At 44.6% G+C, this 19,327-nt stretch carries 21 protein-coding genes and 3 pseudogenes; 5 read left to right on the top strand and 19 right to left on the bottom strand.

Features of this window, described 5'->3' with window-relative positions; genetic code table 11:
- Positions 1-4: 4 nt before the first annotated feature.
- The 4 genes from FM037_RS13630 to FM037_RS30440 all read right to left on the bottom strand — a co-directional run bounded on the left by FM037_RS13630 (position 5) and on the right by FM037_RS30440 (position 6,049).
- Positions 5-3,649 (bottom strand): non-ribosomal peptide synthetase, encoded by a 3,645-nt coding sequence (locus FM037_RS13630; protein ID WP_267874895.1) that lies wholly within the window; start codon positions 3,647-3,649, stop codon positions 5-7.
- A 206-nt stretch (positions 3,650-3,855) separates the two neighbouring features.
- Positions 3,856-5,034: an AMP-binding protein gene (locus tag FM037_RS13620; protein ID WP_144046446.1), complete on the bottom strand. Its 1,179-nt coding sequence runs from the start codon at positions 5,032-5,034 to the stop codon at positions 3,856-3,858.
- Positions 5,035-5,353: 319 nt separating this feature from the next.
- A complete protein-coding gene (locus tag FM037_RS30445) occupies positions 5,354-5,479 on the bottom strand; it encodes a hypothetical protein (protein ID WP_407695645.1) in 126 nt (41 codons plus the stop codon).
- A gap of 411 nt (positions 5,480-5,890) precedes the next feature.
- Positions 5,891-6,049: a hypothetical protein gene (locus FM037_RS30440; protein WP_407695644.1), complete on the bottom strand. Its 159-nt coding sequence runs from the start codon at positions 6,047-6,049 to the stop codon at positions 5,891-5,893.
- Between the two features lie 413 nt (positions 6,050-6,462).
- Between FM037_RS30440 and FM037_RS29460 the strand changes: the two are divergent.
- Positions 6,463-6,569 (top strand): annotated as a pseudogene (locus FM037_RS29460) (GNAT family N-acetyltransferase); the annotation flags it as partial.
- Between the two features lie 149 nt (positions 6,570-6,718).
- Here FM037_RS29460 and FM037_RS30435 read toward each other — a convergent pair.
- From FM037_RS30435 to FM037_RS13595, 3 genes are all read right to left on the bottom strand, one after another.
- Positions 6,719-6,817: a JAB domain-containing protein gene (locus FM037_RS30435; protein WP_144048949.1), complete on the bottom strand. Its 99-nt coding sequence runs from the start codon at positions 6,815-6,817 to the stop codon at positions 6,719-6,721.
- Positions 6,818-7,167: 350 nt separating this feature from the next.
- Positions 7,168-7,455, bottom strand: a complete 288-nt coding sequence (locus tag FM037_RS13600; RefSeq protein ID WP_144046445.1) for a HEPN domain-containing protein — start codon at positions 7,453-7,455, stop codon at positions 7,168-7,170.
- Positions 7,456-7,540: 85 nt separating this feature from the next.
- Positions 7,541-7,753 carry a hypothetical protein gene (locus FM037_RS13595; RefSeq protein WP_144046444.1) on the bottom strand — a complete coding sequence of 71 codons (213 nt, stop codon included), beginning with the start codon at positions 7,751-7,753 and terminating at the stop codon, positions 7,541-7,543.
- A gap of 374 nt (positions 7,754-8,127) precedes the next feature.
- On the opposite strand from FM037_RS13595, the gene FM037_RS13590 reads away from it, so the two are divergent.
- A complete protein-coding gene (locus FM037_RS13590; RefSeq protein ID WP_227992832.1) occupies positions 8,128-8,727 on the top strand; it encodes a DUF2913 family protein in 600 nt (199 codons plus the stop codon).
- A 195-nt stretch (positions 8,728-8,922) separates the two neighbouring features.
- On the opposite strand, the gene FM037_RS13585 is transcribed toward FM037_RS13590, so the two are convergent.
- From FM037_RS13585 to FM037_RS13570, 4 genes and pseudogenes are all read right to left on the bottom strand, one after another.
- Positions 8,923-10,062, bottom strand: a complete 1,140-nt coding sequence (locus tag FM037_RS13585) for a hypothetical protein (protein ID WP_144046442.1) — start codon at positions 10,060-10,062, stop codon at positions 8,923-8,925.
- Positions 10,063-10,405: 343 nt separating this feature from the next.
- Complete coding sequence (locus tag FM037_RS13580) at positions 10,406-11,347, bottom strand: NAD(P)/FAD-dependent oxidoreductase (RefSeq protein WP_144046441.1); 942 nt, start codon at positions 11,345-11,347, stop codon at positions 10,406-10,408.
- Positions 11,338-11,463: pseudogene (locus tag FM037_RS30430) on the bottom strand (FAD-dependent oxidoreductase); the annotation flags it as partial. The gene FM037_RS13580 and the pseudogene FM037_RS30430, both read right to left, overlap by 10 nt.
- Positions 11,464-11,477: 14 nt before the next feature.
- A complete protein-coding gene (locus FM037_RS13570; protein WP_144046439.1) occupies positions 11,478-13,742 on the bottom strand; it encodes a LodA/GoxA family CTQ-dependent oxidase in 2,265 nt (754 codons plus the stop codon).
- Positions 13,743-13,878: 136 nt separating this feature from the next.
- On the opposite strand from FM037_RS13570, the gene FM037_RS28555 reads away from it, so the two are divergent.
- The gene (locus FM037_RS28555) at positions 13,879-14,199 is read left to right on the top strand and encodes a hypothetical protein (protein WP_185977029.1); all 321 of its coding nucleotides are present in this window, start codon (positions 13,879-13,881) and stop codon (positions 14,197-14,199) included.
- Between the two features lie 425 nt (positions 14,200-14,624).
- On the opposite strand, the gene FM037_RS13560 is transcribed toward FM037_RS28555, so the two are convergent.
- From FM037_RS13560 to FM037_RS28550, 3 genes are all read right to left on the bottom strand, one after another.
- Positions 14,625-14,930, bottom strand: a complete 306-nt coding sequence (locus tag FM037_RS13560) for a hypothetical protein (protein ID WP_144046437.1) — start codon at positions 14,928-14,930, stop codon at positions 14,625-14,627.
- Between the two features lie 368 nt (positions 14,931-15,298).
- A complete protein-coding gene (locus tag FM037_RS13550) occupies positions 15,299-15,484 on the bottom strand; it encodes a hypothetical protein (protein WP_144046436.1) in 186 nt (61 codons plus the stop codon).
- A gap of 269 nt (positions 15,485-15,753) precedes the next feature.
- Entirely contained in the window at positions 15,754-15,897 is a 144-nt protein-coding gene (locus FM037_RS28550) for a hypothetical protein (protein WP_185977028.1), read from the bottom strand.
- Positions 15,898-15,923: 26 nt separating this feature from the next.
- Between FM037_RS28550 and FM037_RS13545 the strand changes: the two are divergent.
- Positions 15,924-16,452 (top strand): annotated as a pseudogene (locus FM037_RS13545) (IS6 family transposase).
- A gap of 106 nt (positions 16,453-16,558) precedes the next feature.
- Here the strand turns inward: FM037_RS13545 and FM037_RS13540 are convergent.
- Positions 16,559-16,867 (bottom strand): type II toxin-antitoxin system RelE/ParE family toxin, encoded by a 309-nt coding sequence (locus FM037_RS13540; protein ID WP_144046435.1) that lies wholly within the window; start codon positions 16,865-16,867, stop codon positions 16,559-16,561.
- Complete coding sequence (locus tag FM037_RS13535; RefSeq protein WP_144046434.1) at positions 16,868-17,128, bottom strand: type II toxin-antitoxin system Phd/YefM family antitoxin; 261 nt, start codon at positions 17,126-17,128, stop codon at positions 16,868-16,870.
- A 600-nt stretch (positions 17,129-17,728) separates the two neighbouring features.
- Here FM037_RS13535 and FM037_RS13530 point away from each other — a divergent pair.
- Positions 17,729-17,908 (top strand): hypothetical protein, encoded by a 180-nt coding sequence (locus tag FM037_RS13530; RefSeq protein ID WP_144046433.1) that lies wholly within the window; start codon positions 17,729-17,731, stop codon positions 17,906-17,908.
- 163 nt (positions 17,909-18,071) lie between these two features.
- Here FM037_RS13530 and FM037_RS13525 read toward each other — a convergent pair whose 3' ends face one another.
- The 3 genes from FM037_RS13525 to FM037_RS13515 all read right to left on the bottom strand — a co-directional run bounded on the left by FM037_RS13525 (position 18,072) and on the right by FM037_RS13515 (position 19,005).
- Complete coding sequence (locus tag FM037_RS13525) at positions 18,072-18,422, bottom strand: DUF2913 family protein (protein WP_267874881.1); 351 nt, start codon at positions 18,420-18,422, stop codon at positions 18,072-18,074.
- Positions 18,423-18,551: 129 nt separating this feature from the next.
- Entirely contained in the window at positions 18,552-18,758 is a 207-nt protein-coding gene (locus tag FM037_RS13520) for a type II toxin-antitoxin system RelE family toxin (protein ID WP_456114958.1), read from the bottom strand.
- Positions 18,748-19,005 (bottom strand): type II toxin-antitoxin system RelB/DinJ family antitoxin, encoded by a 258-nt coding sequence (locus FM037_RS13515; RefSeq protein WP_324617128.1) that lies wholly within the window; start codon positions 19,003-19,005, stop codon positions 18,748-18,750. Before FM037_RS13515 ends, FM037_RS13520 begins: the two co-directional genes overlap by 11 nt.
- Positions 19,006-19,327 lie beyond the last annotated feature (322 nt).

Genomic DNA, 19,327 nt, shown 5'->3' with positions numbered 1-19,327 from the left:
ATTGCTAGGATTGAATCCCCCCGATCCTAAAGAAATTATCAGTAATGCCGACCTGTTGAAGGCCCACCACTTCTTGCCAGATGTGGCACAAGGCGGTTTCGAGTTGACCTCTCGGGGCTTTAAAGTTCTTATCATGGTTTAATGTCGGTTCAGGTAGTGACCGACGGTCAAGTTTTCCATTGATTGTTAACGGAAAAGCATCCATCTTAACGAACACACTCGGCAGCATATAGTCCGGCAGATCGTTAGCAAGCTTATCCAATATTAATTCATCATTAACACTGTTTTTTCTTGTTTCGGTGTAATAAGCCACGAGGTATTGGGTGACACTGTTACTGATCACTCTTTGCTTGACCATCACACAGGCTTGCTTAATCCCGTCTACAGACCTGAGCTTGCTAGCAATTTCATCGAGCTCAACCCGATGTCCTCTGATCTTAACTTGGTCATCATTACGACCGATATAATCGATATTGCCATCGGGTAACCAACGCACTAAATCACCCGTTTTATATAGGGTTAAATAGCCTTTTTGACGATCACTTTCTGTTGCAAATGTATTGTCCACAAAACGCGCAGCTGTTAGCGCCTGTCTGTTGAGATATCCATAAGCTAACCCCGCGCCACCAAGGTATAGCTCGCCGACGACACCAACGGGTACCGGCTGTTGGTTTTCATCGAGAACGTAGACACGAGTATTATTGATCGGTTTACCTATTGAGACTGCTTTGCCAGCTGTAGTCTCAAAATATGTCACGTCAATGGAGGCTTCTGTTGGCCCGTACAAGTTATGCAGTTTGAACTCAGGGCTTTGTGCAAGATGATAAGTTGTATTGACAGTGGTTTCATGTAAAGCTTCTCCACTGCAAAACATCTGCTTAATGGTATTAGGGAGCTTATCATTACTCGACGTTAAAAATCCGTTGTATGCTTCCAACATACTTGGCACAAAATGTAATGTCGTTACGCTCTCTTTTACGATTAGTTTATTCAGATAGTCGCTATCTTTATGGCCATCAGGTTTGGCCTGTACCAACGTAGCACCATACCAATGAGCCCAAAAAAGCTCCCATACAGAGACATCAAAAACATAGGGTGTTTTCTGCAGCACAACATCCGATCCTGACAATGGATACGTTGCCTGCATCCAGGTGATCCGATTCACGATGCCACGATGCGGCAGCATTGTTCCTTTAGGTTTGCCCGTTGTTCCTGAGGTGTAAATAACGTAGGCAAGGTGCTCAGAGTTGGAATAGGGCTCAAGATTACTGCTGTCGATTTGTCGGTAGAATGGTTCATCAAGGTCGATGGTCACCCATTTATCTCGTGCGCAAATAGGTTGCGATAAACGCTCTTCTGACGCTGCATACTCATTAAGTAAAGTGTTTTTCAGTGTTAACACAAGCTCTGCTTGCGTATCCTCAATCATGAATCGACATCTTTCAGTTGGATATGAGGGATCGATTGGCACGTATGCGGCTCCTGCCTTTAACACCGCTAGCACCGCCACAATCATTTCTATGCTTCTATCCAGGTAAAGGGCAATCAATGTATTAGGCGCTAGCTCATCACCTGTTCGTTGCTGATATAGATGTCTTATCTGCCTCGCTAACTGGTTTGCGCGGATATTTAATGCTCGGTAGGAGAGACGCGTTTCAGCAGAGAGTATTGCGGTTGAATGAGGCGTTTTGACGACCTGTTCTTCAAATAATTGATGAATCGTTTTGTGTGTCGGAAATGCTCTGTCTGTTTGGTTCCAATCATGGGTTAACTTTTTTAATTCCTCGTCTCGAAGAATGCTCAAGGTGTGGACTTTGACATCAGCAATGCTAACAACTTGTTCAATCAAATATTTATAACGCGAAATGATGGCGAGGATTGTCTCAGCTTTGAAGAGCTTGTGCGCGTAGCGAATAATACCTTGTAGCGCTTCTTGTCTATCATCGATGAAAAACTCCATATCGAATCGAGCGTACTCATAAATGTCGGTTAAACCAGAGTAAGGGATCAAGGGGTTACCCTTGTTGTTTTTGCCCTGCTCTTCTACATGGCCAAACCCTTGCACACCAAACATTATTTGGAATATTGGATGTCTAGAGATATCTCTTTCTACCTTTAATTCTTTCATTAATTGTTCGAATGGAATGTCTTGGTGTCGTTGTGCATCGACTTGATCCTGCTGCACCCTCTGAATGAGTTCTTTGAATGTTTCAGAAGCGTTAATGTGCACTCGATTTACTTGCGTATTAATAAATAGCCCAATTAAATCCTGTGTTTGTACCAAGTGTCGATTTGCGATTGGTGTCCCGGTCACGATATCTGTTTGATGACAATATTTGCTTAATAGGAGTGAAAAAAGACTGAGCGTGACAGTATGCAAAGTACAATTTGCCTGTTTTGCTAGTGCTCTTAACGCTTGGCTAGTTTCAAGGTCTATTGAGAAACATTCATGCTTGCCTGCATAGCTAACGTTGTTGGGTCTGGGGAAGTCTGTTGGGCACTCTAGGGTGGGGGATCCCGCGAGTTTATGTTTCCAATAGTTGACTTGTTCTTGGTATGCGTCTCCCTGCAAATGCTTTCTTTGCCATTCTGCGTAATCCACATATTGAATGGGAAGTTCTGCTAAGTTCCGACCACGTTGGCTCGCATACACATCGTAATAGGACATAAAATCCCGTTCGAAGATGTCAACGCTCCAGCCATCAGCTGCTATATGATGAAAGTTGATGAGCAATAAATAACTGAAGCTATCATCCTGTAGCTGATAAAGAGTGACTTTTATTGGATAGTGGCTGCGCAAATCAAAAGGGGCATTGATGTCTTCACTGAGTATATCTCGATAATTTGAGCCGTCATTCACCTGTTTTTCTGCAATTGATACTGGCTCACGATGAATAACTTGAATATCATCCAGGTCCGTTTGTTCAATCGTGGTTCTTAAAATGTCATGACGCGCAACAACGGCTTGTATTGCTTGTTTGACCCAGCTGATGTTTGCATCGGGACTGAGCTGATATAGGCAAGGAATGTGATATGCTGATGTCCCTTCTTCATATTTTTCAATAAACCAGAGTCTGTCCTGTGCAAATGAAAGCGCGGATGTATTTTGTTCAAGCTTCGGAATGCTGATTTTTTTCTTTTTCGGGCAATCCGCTAAGATCGTTTCGATACTTGTAAACTTGAAGATATCGGCAACTTTTATTTCATAGTCTAGGAGCTGGCTCATTTTGGCAGATAAGACTATCGCTAGAATGGAATCACCGCCCAATCTAAAGAAATTATCAGTGATGCCGACTCTTTCAATGCAGAGCACGCTTTGCCAAAGCGTGCAGAGTCTGTTGTCGAGGTCGTTGCGAGGCGCAACATAGTTTTCAGTGGCGGTGAAGTGTGCTTCGGGTAACGATTTTTTGTCTAGCTTGCCATTCACCGTTAGCGGAAATTCCGCCATCTCCACAAGGGCGTTAGGGACCATATATTCCGGTAATGCTTTGGACAACTCACTCACTATATGCGCTTGTGTCGTACTGTGGCCGGGCATCACTTTATAATAGCCAACCAAATATTTACTGGTGCCAATATCCGTTTCTCTGGTTTTTGCCAGTACGCAGGCCAGTTCAATAGCTTCAATATCCCGTAGCGTACATTCTATTTCGCCTAGTTCTATACGATAGCCTCGAATTTTGACTTGGTCATCCTTGCGCCCAAGGTAGCTGATGTTGCCATCGGCAGTCCATCGGGTTAAATCGCCAGTTTTGTATAATTTTGTGTAACCATTTCTAATATCATCCTCCGTAGCAAAATCATTTGGGATGAACCGTTCTTCAGTGAGTTGTGCACGATTGAGGTATCCGAGTGCTAATCCTGCTCCCCGATATAAAGTTCTCCAATCGTGTTGATAGGAACAGGACGTCGACTTTCATCTAAGATGTACGCTTTGGTATTGGCGATTGGCTTTCCGATACAGATATCATGACCCGCAAAGGTTTCAAAGTAGGTGACATCGATTGAGGCTTCGGTCGGCCCGTATAAGTTATGCAGCTTAAACTGTTTGTTGACAGCATTGTGGTAGGTTTGCTCCATCGTGATCGGCTGCAGTGCTTCGCCACTGCAAAATAGGGTATTAATGCAGGGGTTTAATGTTAAGTGGTTCGCCATTAAGTAGCTGTTGTATGCATCTAACATGCTTGGCACGAAATGCAGCTTGGTGACATTCTGGTCATTGATCAACCGATAAAGATAACTGCTGTCCTTATGTCCTTCGGGTTCACACATGACTAACTTGGCGCCATACCAATGTGCCCAGAACAGCTCCCATACAGAAACATCAAACACATAGGCCGTTTTCTGGAGAACAACGTCTTGTGCCGACAATGGGTATTCGCTTTGCATCCAAGTTAGGCGATTGACGATACCTTTATGTGGAATCATCACCCCTTTAGGTTTCCCCGTTGTTCCTGATGTGTAGATCACGTAGGCCAGATCTTGAGCCGTTGCGTACTCTTTCAGGTTATCGCCATCAACAGTGTTATAAATGTCTGAATCTAAATCAGTAACAATATATTGTACTTGAGTTGTAGCAGGGAGCGCTTTAGCGAAATGTTGTTGTGTTAATACAATTTGGGCTTTTGTATCATCTAATATATAAGCTAAGCGGTCTGGTGGGTAACTAGGATCAATGGGGACATACGCCCCGCCTGCTTTTAGTACCGCGAGAACGGCAACAACCATCTCTAGGCTTTTATCTAGCCTTAAGGCAATGAGTGTATTGGCTGTTAAGGGGGTCGATGTCTTGTTTCTATATTCTTTACGAAGATATCTTGCTAATTGATTCGCCCTTTGATTCAGTTCCTTATAAGTCAAAACTTGCGACATATAGACTAAAGCAATACTGTTAGGTGTTTTTTTTACCTGTTCTTCGAATAGTTGATTGATTGTTTTATCTGAGGGGTATGACGTATTGGGTTTATTCCATTGACAAAATATTTTGTCAAATTCGGCTTCATTCAGACCATATCTATCATTCGATAATCTCATTATTCATCTCCAGATGTGTACTACACAAAAACGAGTTTTTGTATCAGTCGGGATACGTGTAAAAACAGGTCGTAAGCGAAGCAAAATATCCCTAGACCCTCCTAGTTTTGGACTATTCAAGTCCAACCGGACACCTTACTTTGTAATTTCTCATCGCCAATCGGTGTTAAATCCCCGAGCGAAGTCTGCCTCTGTCACGATGAAACTTGACACCTCTGGCTTGCGTAGCCTTAATGCCATTGGTAATGCCCGCTCAACTAAGTAAGCTTACGGTCAAGCGTGTTGATACTGCTCAACCCACTATGCGCCCTTAAGTAGGTCACATCATCAGCCCAACCTGAATCGCCGGCGTAGGATTAAGTTGCAGATTCAGCAGGTTATCTGCAACGCTATCACTGTGTTTACGCTTCGTCGTTACCTTGTCAGCTTGACGCTCGGTGGCCACTAAGCCGAGCTTTCGCAGATGCTACGAGTGCGGTAACGATCGATACTGAAGCCGTCTAGGCGGAGTTGCTTGGCTAGTGACAAGAACCTAAACTTCCTTAGCTACGGTTAAAAAGACGTTTGCCGTTCGGTATAAATTACGCTCTCGTTCGCTAATAATGTTAACGAACCTGACTAACCACCAAAATTACTGCGACTCACTTGCAGAACATCACAAAGCATTTTTATCGCGGAGCGAGGAAAATACGCTCGAATACACCGAAAATTCACTTCATTTATCTCGTGAAAGAAGCCACTGGACTCGGCGTGCCCCTTGGGTATTTTTATATTTCTTTCTCCACCCGCAGCTGTTCGACCTCTTTTCGAAGCGCTAACAACGCTGCTTTTTCATCTGAACTCACGGTTAAGATCTCTAAATCTTCAGCCTTCTCTTTCCAGTCACAAGCAGTCTTGACGGTACTTCTAGCGCATCTATAGCTTGTGGGACAGTGTCGCCCTGCTCAGTGATGAAGCCGATGACGTCTTCTTTGAATTCTTTGGCATAAGCTCGATACTGACGTGTTGTGTTCATGTTCACCTCGATTGATTATCGTATGACCCACAATCAAGGTATCCGAAGCGATCAGACCAGATTAATTCGTTGCTACCCGATATTTAGAAGCAAACCTAACTCAACCTGATAAGCAATTATAAGATCCCACCATTTATTTGAGCTTTTTCGCCTGTTGCTTATATTTAACGCATCTAGCTAGCTAAGTAACGTGAAGATATGTGATTTATTTTTAACTTGCATAATCCCAAAATTATCCGATGAATATTTTCAGGGCATCGCTCTCCTAAGAATTTATGTGGACGTCCCAGCTATCAGCAACAAAATGTGTTATCGATGAACTAATGTGGGCTTATTTACGAGCTCTAATTAGGCGTACGTTCGCAATACATGAAATTCACCTCTTCAAATAGTGAAGAAGTGTAGTGGCACAACAGGCGGAGTCATTTTGCGCAAAATATGGTTTTGAGGTTCTCTGTGAAATTAATGACAGAATTAGGATGTTTATTCCAAGAAAACAGTCGGTCAATTATTCACTTAGACGTGAGAGTCGCTAACGGTGTTTTCCAAGCAGTTAGCCCCCCTTTAAATCTACGAGGTGATGGGCTATCGAAAACTTATTCAACGCTCTCCCCATGTTTGCCTGCTCCTGCCAACATATTAAGGCCACATCGCGTGGCCTGCTGCGGGTTATAACCAGCCTCTTTCATCATTCAATCCCACCACAATATGGTCTAACACCTGCACATCCAACACCTCTAATACCCTAACTACGCGTTCAGTGACGATACACTGCCAAGCTTAACGGTCATTGAAGGGTGTCTTAAACCTGATGGTGAGCTCCTGTCATGACAGTGAATTTTTCCAATCAGTCGTTTGCTTGTGCCACTATATTTTAAGGCTGTTCGATGTTCGTTGCGGTTAACAAAGAAAAGGGGAAAAGGGATAAGAGCAACCACGCTAAGAGGTAACTGTCGGATAGGCGGCACCTGTTGCCAAGTGCCACCCTCGCCTGCACTGGGCTCAAGCCTCCCACTAAGGCGTACTTTCATCATCCTGACATTCAGGCAATCAACAAAAGGGGGCATAGAGGCTAGAGCCACGGAGCTGGCTATTCAATTTGCATTGAGATAAGTGAGCTATTTATCCAGATAACAGGCGATTTTGGCTTTACACAAACGTTCGGTCAGGGCTTGCAGATATTCCACTCTCTCACCTAACCATTCCAGCTCTTCTTTGGTTATCACATAGCTGGGTTTATAGCGCGCATCAACATAGCCTTTTCGCAACAATTTAAAGAGCCAGCGCTCCTCTTCGGTCCCTTGCAGGAACACGGTGAGAAACTCCGACTCAATACTGGCTACTCGACCGCCAAGCTTTTTTAAATCGTGGCTATTGGGTTTATAGCGGGTAAAAACCAACAACATGGCACAGTAAAAGCGTTCAGTGGCTTAATGCAGTTGAAAGGCTTCATTACTGAGACAGTTTTCGCTTACACCGAAACGAAAAAACCTAACCAGCACCTTTCATCCAATAGTCAAAAACTTCCTGCGCCAGAAGATGACGTTCCAGTGCCGTCAGCTCTTTGGCTTCACCAAGGGTAAAGTTACCCGTGTCATATAACATAATGCCTTCACGCTTGATATCCATGTAGAAGTACTGACTGTTGCGAATTCGTCTATTGATGAAGGTAATGTCTTCGGCTAACAGGTGTTCGTTGAGCATGTGCTAATAACCCCTGACTGAGGCGGTCATTCTGTTCAACATGACTGGCTTGAGTTCATGGATTTTCTGTTTGGGCAGGTGATAGAGGAACGTTTTCATGGTTCCATGATAATGGAAACGGTCGCTGGGAGCAGGACACGCCAGAGGCAGTGACTTATGCCTAGTTGCCTTAGTGGCAGACAGCACTCTTTAAACGGCTAAAAGCACATCGTTTTTATATTCAGGTTACTCATTGGGGCTAAGCGATATTATAAGTGGATTTTATTTTTTAATTTATAGCAAGATGTCCCAGTGGATAGTTTTGCATCCGGCTCAAACTGATAAACTTCAGCCTGATTTGTAATCTGACTGCTTTAGGTATTTCTTTGAACAATATGGCCTTCAACACTTTAGTGAGTGATCTCGTCGATAACGCACTCTTGCATCTTTACTTTTCCGTCGAAGAAACATCCCGGTTTATCCCAATGTCTAAGCGTAATGAGATCTTGGTACGTTATTTAAAGCCGAAGCTTAAAGACAACCATTATCGACAGATCAAAAGAGAACTGAGAGGTCTGCTTGCTATTGGCCGAAGTGCCAAGGGGGATCTAGAAACTAGGCTTGTAGAAGTTCGAAAGGTGTATCAAGACCCAGAAAAACGATCCACTGATGTGCATAAGTTGTTTGATCTACTTAAAATCTTGCGCTGTGAGCAGGGCTTAGGCAATCAGTTGGTGAATGAAAATGATGAAGGCGTGGCAGAATTCATTTACATGCTAGAAGAAGATGTTGCGCATGCATTTAATCAGGTCGGTGAGCAAGTAGCCCCGGTGTCGTTATTTTTGGGATCGAATCGGATCCATGATGTTATAGAGGTTGTTGAGCGAACAGGGGTATTTAGTGCTGAGCTACAACCGCTGACTGAAGATACACAGCAAGGGCATATCTTGTTACACCCAAAGCATTCGTGGAAAACTAACGTGCGATCTCACTGATAAATAAGCAGGGTTTCGTGTACTAATCGTTCAATTGAAAGCACCTGATTCTCAAACTGCAAAAGTAAGCGTAAACACGCTATTTTGTCGCATCCACAGGCGCCTTAACTTTGCTGCATTCAGCACGTACTTTCGCGGTCAATTGTTTCGGCATACTGGCCACTATGGCATGATCGCGCTCAGCGCTTCTTTGACTTAATTGGTCAAAACCGGACCGTCGTTATTATTGGGGATCTGGTAGGGGCAGAGCACACGTTGCATAACAGGTCCTAAGAGATCGGTTTGTCCAGAGAGGTGTTCGCGGTCTTGAGTATGTTCGGTTAAGATCATCGCCGCCGCGGCACGGTCTTCTAATATCCTGGCCAAGAATTTCAATGCCGCAGAGACACCTTCCAGATTGGTGACAATCATCAAGTGCTGGTTTAATGCCGCTTGCTTCTCTGCCATTTCAGGCAACATACATTGGGCAATGGAGTTACTTTCTCTAGTCACCCACTCGCCTTCGACCACAGCATACAGTTTCTGCCATTGTTCAGCCGTCAATGCCTTGCGCCAGGTTTTCATCATCGACGTGATCCCATAAGCCTGTGCCGTCGCTGCAATCACCTGGCATTGCGTGATCAGTTTATACACGGTGTCATCTGGCGCATTGTCGTCATCGCTGGTTTGAGCACACCACTGTTGAAACACTCTGGCTGGGGATTGGTTACGTTCGAGCGTCAGTGCCTGCGTATCGATAAAATCAATGGAGGCACTCAACAGTGTGTGGAACACTTGTTGAATGTGCGACAGTACATTGTCATGATTGAGCACAGGGGCTGCACCATCAAATTGTCCCGTGACCTGATTGAGTCGACTGACCAACAATGCGGCGAGGGACTCATCAATCTGATAGCCATCTTTAACCTCAATATCGGGCAAACTCATTAAGCCATTTTCAATGACGTTGCGGTAATCTGTTAAGGGGGAACGCCACCCCTGATTGAGTGGATTGGTACTGTAAGCCCCAAAACAGCCGTAAATGCCCAATGGGGTATGCGCGATTGATTTAGCAATAGCAAAGAGGTTAGCAACCGGCTCAACGGTGATACGAGAGGGCTTACCATACTCACAGTGTACTAAGGTAAATTTACCGCCCCCTGGGGTAAACTGGGCCACAATAACGGGACCAAACTGGGTTAAATCCCGCTGAGTCAGAACCTGCAACTCATTCATGTTCACCAGCATTTCACTGTCTATTTTCACAATGTTGGCAATGGCTTGCGCATTGAGGCTGGCGTCAACCACACTGATCTGCTGATACCAGTTATCCTGTTGTTCGGTGCTATCTGTCATTATCACGTTCCTTGTTATTGAGGCGATAACCTCCCTGAAAAAGCGAATGTCACCACAAGCGATTATTTCATTCCCTCTCACGCTTACTATTACTACTATTACTACTATTACTACTATTACGTTCAAACATTCACGATAGAGTGATGTGATCATTTGCGTCCACTGCGTCGGAAAGATCACGATACTGAAGGCGACATCACTCACTAAGAGCACAATGTTGGGTACCGTCATCATCTCCATGATGGGGTTATTCTACAGTCAATGGTTTATCGGACTGCAACGGGGTAAACCAAGCCTATACTGGCCTGGTAACACGGATGATGACGCGTTCAACATCCGTGTATTACGAGTGCCGGCGTTGCCAAAACAGGCTCAGCTCGGGGTTAATTTTGGTGTACTCTTGCTCTCGACGCGCTAAATAACTCACATAATTCCGTTGAATCAAACTTTGATACACCTGCAGATACTCTGGCTGCCCATTGAAAAAGCGCATAACGGCTTGGCTGGCATAGAACGCGCCTGACAGCGCAGACGTCATGCCATAGGAGGAGAGAGGATCGAAACTGACCGCCGCATCACCGACGGCAAGCCAATGATGACCTGTACAGTCTTGTAAGGCTGACGAATAGGCGGCGCACCGTTTAAAGGTATGCTTGATCGGCCGGGTTCCAGCAAGGATATTAACTAGCGGAGTCTGTTTTGCTGCCTGGGATAACAAGGCTTCTGGGCTGGTTGGTAGACCCAGATCTGAGTCAGAAAAATAACACAGGCTCCCGCGTAAAGGGGAGTATTTGGCATAGTACCACCACCCCTGAACATCACTCGCGATATGGGCCGTGCCAGTAAAATGCTGATTATCGTTCTCGATATGACAGCAGCTAGCGACCATTTTATCCAGTTGTAGGCTGTTGATCCCCAGTTGCTTTGTCAGCGCTCTTGCCCGGCCACTGGCGTCAATCACAAACCGGGCACGGATATCCGGCGGATCGGTGTGCTTAAAGGTCAGCAACCAGTGGTCATCTGCTTGCCGGTGCACATGATCCAGTGTGGCTTGCCAATGCACCCTGACTTGATAGTGATGACATTGTGCCAATAGCATGCTATCAAATTGATGACGGTCGACGATCCACCCCGGTCCGGTAGGACTGGACACAAGGTGACGTTCATAGGATTGCTGTTGCCCCAAGACACCCGATAGGACTGCAAAGCGATATGATTGGCGGCGATGAAATCGGTATCGAGCCCTAACCGCGCCATGATGGGCAGCGCGTCGGCCATTAAACATTCCCCCGTGGAGATCCCTTCAGCCTGCCCTCGGTCAACCAGCACGACGCTGAGTCCTTGGCGGGCCAGAACAGCCGAGATGGCCATCCCCGCCACCCCGGCGCCTACGATGACCACATCATAGTGCTGCACTAGCGATGCTTGCCAAACAGTTGTTGACGGGTAAAGGTCTCCCTCGGTGATTCATTGCGGTTGGCGAACTCCACATCCTCTTGCTCAAGTTGTCGTAGCATTCGGGTGTACTGGTCATGGCTGGCACTCGCGCGGGATGCTTCATCCGTGCCAGCGACCAGCCCTTCCATATGGAGTAGCTGGCGATAGCTTGGATCATTGACCGTGAACTTGGGGTTCACTTCAGACTCGACCCACAGCGAGGTTAATTGGTAATTTTCAACGCGTAATGGCGGATCGATTATCTGCTGCTTCACAATGCCCACTTTATCCCAGTCCTGTACCATGCCATTGATCTGCGTTTGGTAGTCTGTAGAGTTGAAAAACCTGAGCCAGTCTTGACGATAATCGAGATGTTTCAAACGCTGAAGCGGCGTTAGAGATTGATCTTTCAGTCGTTCAAGACTGCGTTGACTTAATACTTGATTGGGTACTCTGGCAGACCAGAAACTGGCCAATGGCAGATAATATGCGGGATCGTAATCTTGTCCTGAGCGACAGCTGGCTTCATCAGTTTGCCAGGGCACGCCCATGAAACGCGTTAAGGTGCCAGGGCCACTGGCGTTGAACATCTCAGCCAGTGCGATTTCCGGTGTGAGTGTAGGCCCGAAGTAGTCCTTGGGTTCTTCATCTTCGGCTAAGATATTCAGCCGCATGTTATCAATTGGGTTGTCCTTATTCCACATACTCATCAGTCGTAAGAACCAGGTCAGTTCGATCCCAGGATGAAAAGGTCCGCCTAAACACTGTGCTAAATGGCCACGAGTGAGCGCTTGAGGTTGAGCTTGTAGATCTAAGGCTTCGACGCAACTGACAGGGTCGAGCTCACCATTATCCACAAAATCGCCAGCGGCCCAGCGCGTTAATGCGCCATATTGCCTGTCGGTCAGACTCAAGTTGGCTAAGGGGTTATCTGAATAATCGCCATAGGCATCCCCATAGAATGGCGGTAACAGATCTGCTTGAATGGCCTCTTGGCTGGCAGAAATGGCCTGTTTGGTTATGTTTCCGACCTGCAAGGTGAGGCCGGGTTGGTGCGATGGATTATCCAATATTGCCGTTATCTGCTCCATTACTTGCAGCAGTTCCGCTTCGGGGATGCTGGACAGCGAACGTTCGATCAATGCCGAGACAAACTGCAGATCGGCGGGTGACACACTGGGATTCGGCAGCGCGAGGGAGGCCTTGATGCGTTGAAACTGTGCCACGGTCTCACTTGGCCTAAACTGCTTGAACAACTTTTGACGTAGCGCTAGGTGTTGTTGGCTGTTATTGGATAACTTCGCGAGCAGATCGGCAGAGGTAAAATTGGCGGGCGCATTTTCACCGAACAAAAAGTAGAACCCCGCATTGACGGCTTGGTTATCCACTAAGCTTTTCAAGACTGGGTAAATATCACGGTAAAAATCGACCTCGGTGATCGGCGCGATCAACCGGTGTTGTTCAAACAGATCTTCGACGACATCGAGTAAGGTCACAGCGCCCTGAATCCCAGGCGCAAAATTAGGGGGAGTCACGGCCACCGTGGCGGGCTCAGCCTCAAAAGATTGACCATTTATGATAATGGTGGCCCTGACCGTCCCATCGGACACATCGTCGTGCCAGCCATCATTGTTGGCGAATGTGACGGCAGGTTTACCATCAAAGCTAGCGGATTTCCCTCGCCCGCCAAGGACAAGCAGTCGTCCCAAAGGATCCGTTTGCAACTGGCCTAAATAGACATCTTGCTGATGCGCAGTACCGGCATAGAATTGGGCGCTATCGAAACAAAAATGCTCTCCCTCTTTGGCGTTACTTTGCTGCCGGCACGATCCTGAGATGGTTCTTGAGCCGGGATCGAGTAGCAATTTTGTGCGTCTCTCTGCCAATGGGCTGATCTGCGCATTTCGCAGAGGGCAATCCAGTGAGAGAGAGGGACCGAGATCCATGGCATTTTGAAACTCATAGTTAATCGCCTTACGATTGGCTAAGTGGACACGCCACTCAATCGACTCTGCGTTATCAGCGGTGATCTCCTCTATCACCTTGCCGTTTGCAGCGATGGCATAAATGCGAAATTTGGCCGCCTGGGGTTTTACTTTTCCCGCATCATCTTTGTAATTTACGCTGCTATCCAGGGGCGAGTTGATCAAATCGGGAGAAATAAGATGTTCAGTCTCACTATTGCCTACTCGTGCAATACCGATAGCGGGATAGATCAAATACTTTACTGTTGAAGTGTCCATGTGTTGTCCTTAGTCGCCTTGAGAGCGGTGTGGTCGATCATCTGGGTAATTGGCTGAGGCACTGTATTTCTGACAGTCCCACGAGGGCGTATTGGTGTTTGAGTAAATTGAGAATGGGATACAGGGTATTATTTTGATGTTCTGGCAAACATTGAGCCACGCAGTATCGGCGGGCGGGCAGTCTTTCGAGGAGCTCAAGTATCAAGCGCGATTTTCCGATCCCCGCTTCACCATACACATGGGCGATATGGCGGCGATTTTTATCTTGATTGGCATCACCGCACAGGATCAGAAATTTAATCGCAACGTACTTTTGGGTGTTGTGTTGTATGGCTTTGTAGACTTGACTGAATCCGCCTTCGCCGATTTTTTCAATGAAGGTATAATCTCGGGAGTTGAAACTCCCCTTTTCAGGCGTTTGGCTAGCGTGCGTGACTTCCATTCACTGTTCTCATGATTAACGAAACGACTAAAAAATCTGGGCCATGCGCCGACATTGATCGTCACTCCCCCAGTTAAAGCAGGGTCATTATTGCGGCCATCGGAGTCAAAGAAAGGAGGAAAACAACATAAAAACAACATAAAAACAACATTTGAGAAGCATACGTGTCACTTAAAGGGTATGAAAAGCGGCAAAACCCGCTAATTGCTCAATTGATCATGTAATAGGAAATTGGTCGGTACTGAAAGAGTGCCATGAGGAAATCGGTTTAAAACATAAAGAGGGGCGTAGTTGAAACGACGATCTGTGCGACAGAGCCATTTTGAATGACTTCACCATTGTGATCTTGCTGGGCTTGGATGTGCTCTTATTTAACCGAACGAGTCGTAACAGCACAATACGGGAAAGTATTAATCGTGATCTGTTCCTCATTTAGCGGTCTAAACCTTCAAGTAACGGTAAGAACGAAGCTGTTTTAATACTGCAAAGTCTTTTGCTTCTTTCTTTGTTTTAAATGGATGAATATCTTGCTTTCTGAGTTGTTCCAGTGCGGATCTTGGACATTCAACCATCCAATCGCCATCGCTACTTAAGTGACTATTTGAACTCAATTCAAAAGTATGAACTTTACCGTTTTCTATGCACGTTTTTGTTAGAGAGTGAACATAGTTCAAAACAGGACTTACCTGCTGACAATGGGTAGTGAAAAAACTTGGCGGGTTATGCATAGTGATTAGGAAATACATGTCTCATTTACCTAAGTTAGATTTTTGTCAAACACTGAAAGCGTTAATTAGATACTGGACAGGCTCAGACATTGGATGTGTTTTATCTGGTTTAGTTTTCCTTTCATACTTTGCATATTCACGCCCTACTTTACCCCAATCTTTAGGGAATATTTCTTTAAATTACACCACAAAATTTTCTGCTGTATAAGAAGCACCTAACTCAATAACTACACTAGATATTTTCTCATTTTTCTTTGTTATCACTGCCATGTGTTCAGTTTCCTTCATTCATCTTTTTGAAAAGACGTACTCAATCTGTCCAGTTTATTTAACCGAACTTTGAGCTGATTGTTCATATCTAAATCATTAAACCCTGCAAGTTTGGTTTAGGTATGTGACGGCAGGCCACAACCATCAGGCTCAAGCAATTCTGGGTGTGCAATTAGTAACTTTTCAGCCAACTTTAATACTTGCTGTTCACGCTCTACATGCTGCTGAATTGTCGCACCATCGGGTAAGGACCCTAAACGTCTTTTCTGATCGATAAAGTCATTAACTAAGTCTTTTTTCATACCTCTCACTGCTCATGTTTCCTCTATTCTCCTTTAGCAGAACTTAGCTTTTTGACAGTAAAAAACCTGGTACACTTAATAGTGGTGCCCTTTATTTTCCGGTGCAGCTGAATTGAGGCTCGTTAAATTCAACCCACACCGGTGGCTGTGAGCAATTCGGTTCTGTACATTGGATAACATTTACACTGTCTGAGCTTGAGAATATCTTGTTATCTAATACTTCATTGTACTTATTCTCGGTTACTTTCACATTCATGACTCAGTTTCCTCTATTTGGTTTCAGTCTCTGGCAGCATGCTAAGAGCTGCCAGAGCATCGTTACAACTATCAAAATTATATTCGATAAAATCAGGCTTAAATTGAATAGTTGCCGACCCGTCATCATGCTCTGTTATTGCTATTTCCCGAGCCATTCAAGTTTCCTTCAGCCACAATCCTGATGGCCGTTCGATGGTATATTGCTTATAAGTTGAGTTACCGCGATATCGAAGAGTGACTGGCTCGTGGCGAATGGATGAAACGTATATCAAAATTAAAGATAGTTGGTTTTACCTGTACCGAGCCGTCGATAAATACGGTGATACTATCGATTTCATGTTGAGTGAAAAGCGGAATGAAGCTGCAGCAAGAGACTTCTTTAACAACGCTGTCGGGCAGCATGGAAAGTGGTCATTGATAAAAGTGGCAGTAACAGCGCGGCCCTGGATAACTTGAATTGGCAACTTTGGTTCGCTGGTATGGCCGCTTATATTATCGAAGTGCTTCAAGTGAAATACCTCAATAATATCGTAGAGCAGAGTCACCGAGCGGTGAAGTGGAAGATGCGTACCGCCCTTGAATTCAAATCGTTGGCAGGGGCTGAAGCCACGATAGCCGGTGTCGAGTTATGGCAAATGCTTCGAAAAGGTCAAATGGAGGATGCTGGTGAAATGAGGCTATGGGAGCAATTCTATTCTTTAGCGGCTTAACCGTGTCTGGAGGATACTGCGATCACTTCATTTCCCGAAGATGCCACAGAACCCTTATTTGCACCAACCCCATAAATGGGGGCAATCAAGGTATAACATTCTAAAATTATATCGTATTTCGATCATCGAGGTGCAAATGAGGCAACATATTTTTATGCAGAATGGCAAATACGACTAACGATTGCTTTTCATAAATATAGTAAATCACGTGACTGACATAAGGGAAGCTATACACATTAGTACCAACATCATGACGTTGTTTACCCATCGTTGGTGTTTCTGACAATACTTTTATGGTTTGACGTAACTCAGCGAGGTACTTTTTTGATTGCTCGCTCCCCCATTGATTTAATGTGTAGCGACGGATCTCAATTAGTTCTGCTCGGGCATCGATAGTGAGTTTATAAGCAACCATCTAATCGTGTTCCCCCGACTCTAACTCATTAAAAAATTGGTCCCCATCCACTGTATTTCCATTATCAATATCGTTAATTGCTTTTGCTGCTCTAAATTGCAATAAGCGTAATTTTAAAGTTTCTATACTATTATATTCGTCTACCGAAATAACAACGGCAACGGGCTTACCATTTTTGTTAATTTGAATGGGTGATCGTTGGGCTTTCATTAACATGTTACCGAAGTGAGTTTTTGCCTCATTGGCTGAGAGTGCTTGCATAATCATCCGACCTCTAACTTTGATTGATTCGTTCATTATATACGAATCGAACGATTTAAGCGAAACCATCTTTAAGTATTGTGCCACTAGGGCATACCCTATTTAGCCTACGCTTGAGAGATAAACAAAGGCGACTCAGTTCAATTCGTACACAGCCTGTGATTAGTACATCACTTTCGTACAGGGTATCTGACGCGAAGGTATTGTATTTACACTATCATCTCGCTGAAAACTTTATGCCAAACGGACAATCCCCTATCGAGAACTATCATTAATAAATTCTTCAGCGGCATCCCTCGACTCAAAGTAAGTATCGACCATTTTTTGTCCGAATCTCTGAACTATATAGCTATCAGCTACATCAATCATCCACAGCCACCTGACAACCTCTTTAGTCTCTGGATGAGCAGAAGCCTTTAGATCTTCTGTTTGTTTAAATTTCATTATCATAGAAAATCACTTTTACACTGTAAATTTCTACACTTGGAGTCAGACCATAGTGAAATGATTAATTCAAATCAGCCCAAGACTCCTAGTTAGATCTCACCATCAAAACAAAGGTGAATTTAGGCTACAATAAACAAACTCAGGGAATATTTTATGTTAGTTGAAGTAGTAAACGAAAAATTAAACACGGCAGAGACCACCGAATTACCTCAAGCCATACTGACATTGATATCAAAAGGACTCAGCCTCCAAGAAGCTCAATCGCTTGATAAAGCTATTCATGCCTCTCAACAATATAGTTGGAAACATTACAGAATAACGTTATCTCAATAATTAACCAATGACCGAAGCATTTACTGGATGAAGCAAGATATGCCCTTGAAGCTTATCTTCACTCATCTGTTGTATCTCTGCCCTAAACAACCCCGTCTGCTCAATAGCCCCTACAAGCCCACTGACCTTCATCAGACTCTAAAAATAAGGATATTGGTGATACTTACTCACCAGCCTGGTTAAAGCCATGCTCGACATGTTCTTCCAGCATATAAATAAATCCAGGGATCCTTCTCTCGGTTTCATTCACAAATCGACTATCCAGCCCCAGCTTGTACCTCAGTATTTCAAGCAATTCAAGCAATTCAAATAACTTTTGAGCCTCTGTAGCATTTTGTTCAACGCGCAGGGCTAAGTCCCGCACGTCAACCAATTTTGCTTCTAAATCCCCCTTCGCACTTCTGCCTGTAGACAGCAACCTGCGTAACTCGCTTTTGATCCGACGATAACGACTGTCCTTAAGCATCGGTTTCAAGTGACGCACTAAGATTTCATTACGCTTGTGAACCGGCACAACACGAGGGCTTAATTTTCAATCAGTTGGTAATGTAACTTTATCAAGTTTTAAGCCCGCTTGTTTGCTACTTTATAAACGCGATCACTTTCTCTTTTACCAAGAGCAATAACAAACACGGTGACCTTTTCATCTTGAACCTAGTAGATTAATCGATATCCAAGCACTACGCAGTTTAATTTTATAACAGCAGGGTAGCTCTCTTAAACGATTAGCCTCTATGTGCGGATGCTTTAAAACTTCCGTTAGCTTATTCTTAAACTGCTTGCGAACCGTATTACCTAGTTTTCGCCACTCTTTCAGGGCACGAGGATCAAACTCTAATTCATAAATCATCCAAAGAAACCTTTACTCCAGGTAAAGGTTCTGCAAGTCGAGCTTTAGCTAATGAGATCAAAGCTTCATCCTCATCAGTTAACAGTACAGGCTTAAAAGGGAGCGCCCCTCTTTGAGCAACATACTCAAGTGTTTGACGTAACAATTCAGAAGGCGTGACACCCAGCTTCTCTAAAGCAGCATAAGAACGAGCTTTAAGTCCATCATCAACCCTAATATTAATTGTTCCCATAAATACCTCTGTCATTACAATTGTCATTACAGTATATGTTTTTCTATAGGTAACGCAATTTTCTCATACATGACTTGATACATGACTTGATACATGCTGACTGATCACAAGGCTGATCACCAGTGGTCAAACTCACTTTTGTCGGATAAGCGGCACTTGTTACCAAGTGCCGCTCTCCTAAGAACCTATGTGGACTCCCCAACTGTCAACAACAAATAGTTATGAATCGAAGAATTAATGCGTACTTATGTACGAGCTCTCATTGAGTAGCGAACTCAGGCTCTCTGATATTTACGCAGACCAATAAACAATTCTGTACGACGAGCTCTTGGTTCTT

This window comes from Shewanella psychropiezotolerans, assembly GCF_007197555.1.
Classification (GTDB): domain Bacteria; phylum Pseudomonadota; class Gammaproteobacteria; order Enterobacterales; family Shewanellaceae; genus Shewanella; species Shewanella psychropiezotolerans.
The sequence above is the reverse complement of the archived record's forward strand: the minus strand, read 5'-3'. Positions and strand labels throughout refer to the sequence as shown.

What these genes read in the sequence shown, in the direction of transcription:
- FM037_RS13550 (WP_144046436.1), bottom strand. Translation starts at nt 15,484, where the DNA reads ATGAAAAAAGACTTAGTTAATGACTTTATCGATCAGAAAAGACGTTTA.
- FM037_RS13520 (WP_456114958.1), bottom strand. Translation starts at nt 18,758, where the DNA reads ATGATTTATGAATTAGAGTTTGATCCTCGTGCCCTGAAAGAGTGGCGA.
- FM037_RS13540 (WP_144046435.1), bottom strand. Translation starts at nt 16,867, where the DNA reads ATGGTTGCTTATAAACTCACTATCGATGCCCGAGCAGAACTAATTGAG.
- FM037_RS13515 (WP_324617128.1), bottom strand. Translation starts at nt 19,005, where the DNA reads ATGACAGAGGTATTTATGGGAACAATTAATATTAGGGTTGATGATGGA.
- FM037_RS13530 (WP_144046433.1), top strand. Translation starts at nt 17,729, where the DNA reads ATGTTAGTTGAAGTAGTAAACGAAAAATTAAACACGGCAGAGACCACC.
- FM037_RS13580 (WP_144046441.1), bottom strand. Translation starts at nt 11,347, where the DNA reads ATGTTTAATGGCCGACGCGCTGCCCATCATGGCGCGGTTAGGGCTCGA.
- FM037_RS13590 (WP_227992832.1), top strand. Translation starts at nt 8,128, where the DNA reads ATGGCCTTCAACACTTTAGTGAGTGATCTCGTCGATAACGCACTCTTG.
- FM037_RS13535 (WP_144046434.1), bottom strand. Translation starts at nt 17,128, where the DNA reads ATGCAAGCACTCTCAGCCAATGAGGCAAAAACTCACTTCGGTAACATG.
- FM037_RS28550 (WP_185977028.1), bottom strand. Translation starts at nt 15,897, where the DNA reads ATGGCTCGGGAAATAGCAATAACAGAGCATGATGACGGGTCGGCAACT.
- FM037_RS13585 (WP_144046442.1), bottom strand. Translation starts at nt 10,062, where the DNA reads ATGACAGATAGCACCGAACAACAGGATAACTGGTATCAGCAGATCAGT.
- FM037_RS13600 (WP_144046445.1), bottom strand. Translation starts at nt 7,455, where the DNA reads ATGTTGTTGGTTTTTACCCGCTATAAACCCAATAGCCACGATTTAAAA.
- FM037_RS13570 (WP_144046439.1), bottom strand. Translation starts at nt 13,742, where the DNA reads ATGGACACTTCAACAGTAAAGTATTTGATCTATCCCGCTATCGGTATT.
- FM037_RS13595 (WP_144046444.1), bottom strand. Translation starts at nt 7,753, where the DNA reads ATGCTCAACGAACACCTGTTAGCCGAAGACATTACCTTCATCAATAGA.
- FM037_RS13620 (WP_144046446.1), bottom strand. Translation starts at nt 5,034, where the DNA reads ATGAGATTATCGAATGATAGATATGGTCTGAATGAAGCCGAATTTGAC.
- FM037_RS28555 (WP_185977029.1), top strand. Translation starts at nt 13,879, where the DNA reads ATGTTCTGGCAAACATTGAGCCACGCAGTATCGGCGGGCGGGCAGTCT.
- FM037_RS30440 (WP_407695644.1), bottom strand. Translation starts at nt 6,049, where the DNA reads ATGAACACAACACGTCAGTATCGAGCTTATGCCAAAGAATTCAAAGAA.
- FM037_RS13560 (WP_144046437.1), bottom strand. Translation starts at nt 14,930, where the DNA reads ATGTATTTCCTAATCACTATGCATAACCCGCCAAGTTTTTTCACTACC.